Consider the following 5,368-nt stretch of genomic DNA (forward strand, 5'->3'; position numbering starts at 1 on the left):
CGTGTGTAGACACCCCTTGTAGCAATTTATTCACCTGTCGGGTGGGGGCTCCCTAAACGGCAGCCCCCACTCGCCAGCCCGGACTCATCCATCACCCCCGGAGAGACTGCGATGTTCGCCTATATCGTCAAGCGGCTGATCTCAGGGTTCCTCGTCGTGACACTCGTGTCCATGGCGGTGTTCGCCCTGTTCTGGTACGGCCCGTCCAGCCCGGCACAGCCCATTTGCGACCGCGAGACCAGCAACCGCTGCGGGGATCGCATCGAGATCTACAAGGAGAACCTGGGTTACAACAACCCGATCTACTCCGAGTACGGCAAGTTCGTGAAGGGCATCTTCGTCGGCCGCGACATCAAGTTCAGCTCGACGACCTACGAGTGCGGTGCGCCGTGCCTCGGTCTCTCCTACAACACCAAGGTGCCGGTGACCCACGAGCTCGTCAGTCGGCTCCCGGCGACCATCTCTGTCGCGGTGGGCGGTGCCTTCCTCTATCTCCTGCTGGGTGTGCCCATCGGCGTCGCCGCCGCTCGACGGCGCGGCTCGGTGACCGACAAGGCGCTTGTCTCCAGCTTCCTGTTCATCAGCTCGATCCCCTATTACCTGTTCGCCCTGTTGACCTGGCTCTACCTCACCGTCTTGTGGGAGGCCCCGTTCATCTCCGACGTCGGTTACTTCTCACCGTTCTCCGAGGGCCCGGTCAAGTGGTTCGGCGGCCTGTTCCTGGCCTGGATCGCGCTGGGCATCTTCGGTTGCACGCAATACACGCGATACACGCGCGGTGCGATGGTCGAGGCCTTGAGCGAGGACTACATCCGTACGGCGAAGGCCAAGGGCCTTCCCACCCGTACGATCGTCTACCGGCACGGGCTGCGCGCTGCGCTTGTCCCGGTCGTCACCATCTTCGGCATCGATTTCGGCACCCTGCTTGCCGGCACCATCTTCACCGAGCGCATCTTCGAGATCCAGGGCATCGGCTACTGGAGCCTGCAGGCCGTGGGCAACAAGGACCTGCCTGTCGTGGCGGCCACCGCCCTGTTCGCGGCCGTCATGCTGATCGTCAGCAACCTGCTCGTGGACATCATCTACAGCTTCTTGGACCCGAGGGTGAGGCTTTCGTGACCAGCACCATTTCCAGCTCCGACCCGACCACCGAGCGTTCCGGAGGGCCGATCCTGGAGGTCGAGGACCTCACGGTGAGCTTCCCGACCCAGGACGGTCCGGTCAACGCGGTGCAGGGCATGAGCTACAAGGTCGAGATGGGCAAGACCCTCGGCATCGTGGGGGAGTCGGGCTCCGGCAAGTCGGTGTCCAGCATGGCCGTGCTCGGCCTGCACGACGCCAAGGCGAGCACCATCACCGGCTCGATCCGGGTCGACGGCACCGAGGTCGTCGGACTGTCGGAGTCGCGCATGCGCAAGCTGCGCGGCAACACGGTCTCGATGATCTTCCAGGACGCCCTCGCGGCGCTGCACCCGTTCTACAAGATCGGCGCCCAGCTCGCCGAGGCATATCAGGTCCACCACCCGAGCGCGAGTGACCGGGATGCTCGGCGCAAGTCGATCGAGATGCTCGACCGGGTCGGCATCCCTCAGCCCGACCGTCGTGTCGACGACTTCCCGCACCAGTTCTCGGGCGGTATGCGCCAGCGCGCGATGATCGCCATGGGTCTGATCAACGACCCGGCGCTCCTGATCGCCGACGAGCCCACCACGGCGCTCGACGTGACCGTGCAGGCGCAGATCCTCGACCTTCTCCAGGACCTCCAGCGCGAGTTCAACTCCGCGGTCATCATCATCACCCACGACCTCGGCGTGATCGCCGAGATGGCCGACGAGGTGCTGGTGATGTATGCCGGGCGGTGCGTCGAGTACGGCACCACCAAGGAGATCCTGACCCACCCGGAGATGCCCTACACGTGGGGCCTGCTCTCCAGCATCCCCGACATCTCGGCCAGCACCGACGCCCGGCTGATCCCGATCCCGGGCAACCCGCCGAGCCTGCTGAGCCCGCCGTCGGGCTGTGCCTTCCACCCGAGGTGCTCGTTCGTCGACCAGGTGCCTGGCAACCTGTGCTCGGAGAAGCTGCCCGAGCTCACTCCCACCGCGCTCCGGGCCGAACACCTCAAGCGCTGCCACCTCGCCAACCCCGACACGATCTACAGGACGCACGTCCTGCCCGAGATCGCCCCCGACCTGGTCGAGGAGAACCGATGACTCAGGAGCCCAACGCCGAACCCCAGGTGGACGCCGTGCTCGAGGGCGACCGGGAGCCGCATGACTTCTACAGTGACCACGAGGTGAGGAGGGCCGGCGACTTCGTCGGCCACGCTGCCTCGCGGCTGGACCCGGACGCCGAGCCGGTGCTCGAGGTCGAGAACCTCAAGATGTACTTCCCCGTGAAGTCGTCTGGCCTGCTGCGTCGCACGATCGGTCAGGTGCAGGCTGTGGACGGTGTCTCGTTCCAGGTGCCGCGCGGTGGCTCGCTGGGTCTGGTCGGGGAGTCCGGTTGCGGCAAGTCGACGACCGGCCGGCTGATCACCCGGCTCTACGAACCGACGGCCGGCTCGATGATGTTCGAGGGCAGGGATCTCGCGAAGCTCTCCCAGCGTGAGATGAAGCCCTACCGCCGTGACATCCAGATGATCTTCCAGGATCCCTACACGTCGCTGAACCCGCGCCACACGGTCGGCGCCATCGTCGGTGCCCCGCTGTCGGTGCACCACGTCGTGCCGAAGAAGCAGGTCCTGTCGCGCGTGCAGGAGCTCCTCGAGGTCGTGGGGCTCAACCCTGAGCACTACAACCGCTACCCCAACGAGTTCTCCGGTGGTCAGCGTCAACGCATCGGCATCGCCCGCGCCCTGACCCTCAATCCCAAGCTGCTGGTGGCCGACGAGCCCGTCTCGGCGCTCGACGTCTCCATCCAGGCCCAGGTCGTCAACCTGCTGCAGGACCTGCAGAAGGAATTCGACATCGCGTTCCTCTTCATCGCACACGACCTCGCGATCGTGCGGCACTTCTGCCCCGAGGTTGCGGTGATGTACCTCGGCAAGATCGTCGAGATCGCCGACCGAGAGACGCTCTACGCCCGCCCGCACCACCCGTACACGCAGGCGCTGATCTCGGCCGTTCCCGACGTGAAGCAGGCCGCCATCGGTGGTCGTCGTGAGCGCATCCGCCTCGAGGGCGATGTGCCGAGCCCGGTCAACCCGCCCTCGGGCTGCCGGTTCCGCACCCGCTGCTCCTACGCGCAGGAGATCTGCGCAAAGGTCGAGCCGCCGCTGTTGCAGATCGGCCGGCGGCACAAGGTGGCCTGCCACTTCGCCGGCGAGCTCGGAGCGCACCCGGCGACCCCGGTCACGGCCGACCTGCTCGGTGTGGACGACCAGGGCAGCCCGTCCGGCACGGTGACGGCGACCCCGCTCATCACCGGCCCCGGCTACGAGAACGAGTGGTACGACCTCAAGACCAAGCAGCTCACCTCGGCCTGAGTGGACTCCCTCTTCGACATCCCCGAACACGCCGGCGCCGGGGTGCCCGGCGGTGGATCCCTCGGTGCCAACACCCACGCCTCGGCGCCTCTCGCCGTACGCATGCGCCCGCGCACGCTCGACGAGCTGGTGGGGCAGGCACAACTGCGGGCGGCCGGGTCGCCGCTGCGCCAGCTGATCGAGGGCGACCAGTCGATGTCGCTGCTGTTGTGGGGTCCGCCCGGCACCGGCAAGACGACCATCGCCTCGATCGTCAGCCAGCAGACGCAGCGCAGGTTCGTCGAGGTCTCGGCCGTGGCTGCCGGGGTCAAGGAGGTCCGCGCGGCCATCGATGCCGCCCGCTCCGAGCTGGCACGCGGCGGCAACGAGACGGTGCTCTTCGTCGACGAGGTGCACCGGTTCACCAAGGCGCAGCAGGATGCCCTGCTCCCGGGCGTCGAGAACCGCTGGGTGACGCTGGTGGCCGCGACCACGGAGAACCCGTTCTTCTCGGTGATCTCGCCGCTGCTCTCGCGCAGCCTGCTGCTGCGGCTGGAGTCGCTGACCGACGACGACATCGTCGCCGTGGCCGAACAGGCGCTGATCGACGAGCGCGGCCTGGCCGGCCGGTTCGAGATCGACGAGGACGCCCAGGCCCATCTCGTCCGGCTCGCCGGCGGTGACGCCCGCCGGGTGCTCACCTATCTCGAGGCGGCGGCCGGGGCGGCCAGGTCCCAGGGCAACACCCTCATCGACCTGGCGACGGCCGAGACCGCCGTCGACCAGGCGGCCGTGCGCTACGACCGGCAGGGCGACCAGCACTACGACGTGATCAGCGCCTTCATCAAGTCGGTGCGCGGGTCCGATGTCGACGCTTCTCTGCACTATCTCGCGCGGATGATGGAGGCCGGCGAGGATCCGCGCTTCATCGCCCGCCGGTTGGTGATCCTGGCCAGCGAGGACGTCGGTCTCGCCGATCCGACGGCACTCACCACGGCCGTCGCGGCCGCTCAGGCCGTGCAGCTGATCGGGATGCCCGAGGCGCGGCTCAACCTGGCGCAGGCCACGATCGCGCTCGCCATCGCGCCGAAGTCCAACGCCGTGACCCTGGCCGTCGACGCCGCGAGCGCCGACGTGCGCGCCGGCAAGATCGGGAACGTGCCCCCGCACCTCCGCGACGCGCACTACGCCGGGTCGAAGAAGCTCGGTCACGGGAGTGCGTACAAGTACAGCCACGACGAGCCGTTCGGGATCGCCGAGCAGCAGTACGCCCCCGACGTGATCGAGGACGCGGCCTACTACCGGCCCACCGCCCTCGGCGCCGAGGCCGCGCTCAAGGATCGCTGGGAGCGGGTCCGCAAGATCATTCGCGGGAAGTGATGTTGCGGCGCGTCAGTCGCCACGCGTCGACCGAGTCGAGGATCAGGCGCACGCCCGGGGGACCGGCCGATCCGTCTCGGCGTGCGCGAACGCCTTGGACCAGGTGCGCCGACAGGACGTCGGCGCCCTTGCCTGTGAGCGCCGCCGACTTGGTGATGAGGTCTCCCGTCGCGAGCGTGTGCCTGGCCCGCAGCATGGTGGCTACGGACAGGTCGATCTGATCGATCGACAGCAACAGCCACGGCCGGTGGGCGGCCCACGACCAGTAGCCGGTCATCTCCTCGACCACGGCTTGGCGAACGTCGGCTGCCGACATGACGGCCCACACCGCGTTCGGCTCGTGCTCGAAGATCGCACAGCCATGTTGAAGGAGCTCGGCAGCCGCCGAAATCGTCTCGTGGATCGATCTGAGCTTCGCTTGCCGATACGCCGTGACCGGGCCGTCCGTCACGGCCACGAGATCCAGGTCGCTGAGGCCCGCCTGGTGATCGCCGGTGGAGAGCGAGCCGCCGACCTGCAGGG

Annotated in this window: 5 protein-coding genes; 4 read left to right on the forward strand and 1 reads right to left on the reverse strand. The window is 67.7% G+C overall.

Annotated features, from left to right (window positions below):
• Positions 1 to 111 precede the first annotated feature (111 nt).
• The 4 genes from RMO85_RS11250 (at position 112) to RMO85_RS11265 (ending at position 4,846) form a co-directional block, all read left to right on the forward strand.
• Positions 112 to 1,119: an ABC transporter permease gene (locus tag RMO85_RS11250; protein ID WP_310528814.1), complete on the forward strand. Its 1,008-nt coding sequence runs from the start codon at positions 112 to 114 to the stop codon at positions 1,117 to 1,119.
• Positions 1,116 to 2,213: an ABC transporter ATP-binding protein gene (locus tag RMO85_RS11255; RefSeq protein ID WP_310528815.1), complete on the forward strand. Its 1,098-nt coding sequence runs from the start codon at positions 1,116 to 1,118 to the stop codon at positions 2,211 to 2,213. Before RMO85_RS11250 ends, RMO85_RS11255 begins: the two co-directional genes overlap by 4 nt.
• 170 nt (positions 2,214 to 2,383) lie before the next feature.
• Positions 2,384 to 3,487, forward strand: a complete 1,104-nt coding sequence (locus tag RMO85_RS11260) for an ABC transporter ATP-binding protein (RefSeq protein ID WP_397203708.1) — start codon at positions 2,384 to 2,386, stop codon at positions 3,485 to 3,487.
• On the forward strand, positions 3,488 to 4,846 hold the full coding sequence (locus tag RMO85_RS11265) for a replication-associated recombination protein A (RefSeq protein WP_397203706.1): 1,359 nt from the start codon (positions 3,488 to 3,490) through the stop codon (positions 4,844 to 4,846).
• On the opposite strand, the gene RMO85_RS11270 is transcribed toward RMO85_RS11265, so the two are convergent.
• Positions 4,830 to 5,368: nucleotidyltransferase domain-containing protein (locus RMO85_RS11270; RefSeq protein ID WP_310528817.1), on the reverse strand; the 539-nt coding region annotated here is incomplete at its 5' end. The two genes, RMO85_RS11265 and RMO85_RS11270, sit on opposite strands and share 17 nt — an antisense overlap.

It is taken from the genome of Nocardioides sp. (assembly GCF_031422975.1).
GTDB lineage: Bacteria > Actinomycetota > Actinomycetes > Propionibacteriales > Nocardioidaceae > Nocardioides.